We start from the raw sequence: 1,503 nt of genomic DNA, 5'->3' as shown, positions 1-1,503 counted from the left end.
GAAAAGCTACCTATCTCTCGCTGGCAGCGTGACCTGACAGATTCTACGGTTCTTCGTAACCTAGGCGTCGGCCTGGCGAACAGCATCATTGCTTACCAGTCCACGCTAAAGGGTCTAAACAAGCTTCAAATTAACCCGGAGCGTTTAGCTCAAGACCTCGACAACGCATGGGAAATCATGGCTGAGCCGATTCAAACCGTTATGCGTCGCTATAAGGTTGAACAACCTTACGAGAAGCTTAAAGAGCTAACTCGCGGTAATGTAATGAACCAGGAAACGATTCAAAGCTTTGTGAAGACTTTAGATATTCCAGACCCTGCTAAAGAAGAGCTGCTGAAATTGACGCCTGCTACCTATATTGGTAACGCAATAGCGCAGGCAAACGCAATTAAGAGCTAACTTTCGAAAGATTATAAAAAAGGCGCATTGAGAAAACTCAACGCGCCTTTTTTCTTTCCATTTGAAGACTCTTAAGTAATCAGTTTCGCCCATAAACCCTTTCTCTGTTATAACGGAAGAAACCTAACATTTCTTCTTCCTTCTGGATGGTACTGGCCTCATTTTTAAAGTACTTCTCTCGCAAAGCGCTTAGCTTTTCTACTAAGGCTTCGCCTTCAAACTGCTCAGAGACAAGTGAACGCTCTTCCATATATGCGTAACCATTATTCCACCGATCCTCTCTCTCTTGGTCTCGCTTGGCCAACCATTCTATCTGGGACTCTTCGAATCCGATGAGCCGCCTCACTTCATTAATTTCATACTGACGTTCTTCACGTGTTAATGCACCGAGTTCACTTTGTACAGCATTAAGACCAAAGACAACTTGAGATAACATACCTTTCGAATCAAGCACCAAATCTTCAACAGAGCCAAAATAGTTTTCATCATAAGCGCTTTGCAATAGATAAACTCGGTCTTGCATGCTCATATCAAGTGACTGGTTAAGCATATTAACGGTAGAGAGCATCGACTCTCGTTTATCTTCTTCAGCACTTCGTTCTTTCTCCCAAATAGCTTCTGCTAACTCCTCACCAAAAATTTCATAGCGCTTTTGCCACAACATGCCTTGCTGCTGCAACGCAGGCATTTCATTCAGATCTAATATATTAGTCAAGAGCCACTCGTCATAGATATCAAGCATTGCTAATAAAGCAAGAATATCATCTACTAACTCGGGGAAAGCCGTTCGAATAATTCGCTCAAATATTTCCGCACCTGTATCTGGGTAGGACTGTATTAAGTCGTTACGCATTTCTTTCAAGCTTGCGTGAAAAGACGGTAAGTGTTTCTCACTTGAGTGTTCTTGAACCAGTAAGCTTACTAAGGCTTCAATCAGCTGCTCAATCTCACTAGGCTCCGCTTTCAAATACTCTGGAATCTGAGGAGTAGGCACATCAAGGTAATCCTCAGTCGAGGAAGATAAAGGTAATGAAGGGCCAAGAGAAACAGGCTCATAGTGCGAATTAAGTGGCTTTTGACTGGCAAATAACTGAATAAGGAAAA

Annotated in this window: 1 protein-coding gene and 1 pseudogene; one reads left to right on the top strand and one right to left on the bottom strand. The window is 42.7% G+C overall.

The window, feature by feature from the left end; genetic code table 11:
• Positions 1 to 399, top strand: a pseudogene (locus A3729_RS02905) (adenylosuccinate lyase); the annotation flags it as partial.
• 79 nt (positions 400 to 478) lie between these two features.
• On the opposite strand, the gene A3729_RS32070 reads toward A3729_RS02905, so the two are convergent.
• A partial coding sequence (locus A3729_RS32070) for a hypothetical protein (protein WP_068633112.1) occupies positions 479 to 1,503 on the bottom strand: 1,025 nt, incomplete at its 5' end.

It is taken from the genome of Oleiphilus sp. HI0043, from assembly GCF_001634935.1.
The sequence above is the reverse complement of the archived record's forward strand: the minus strand, read 5'-3'. Positions and strand labels throughout refer to the sequence as shown.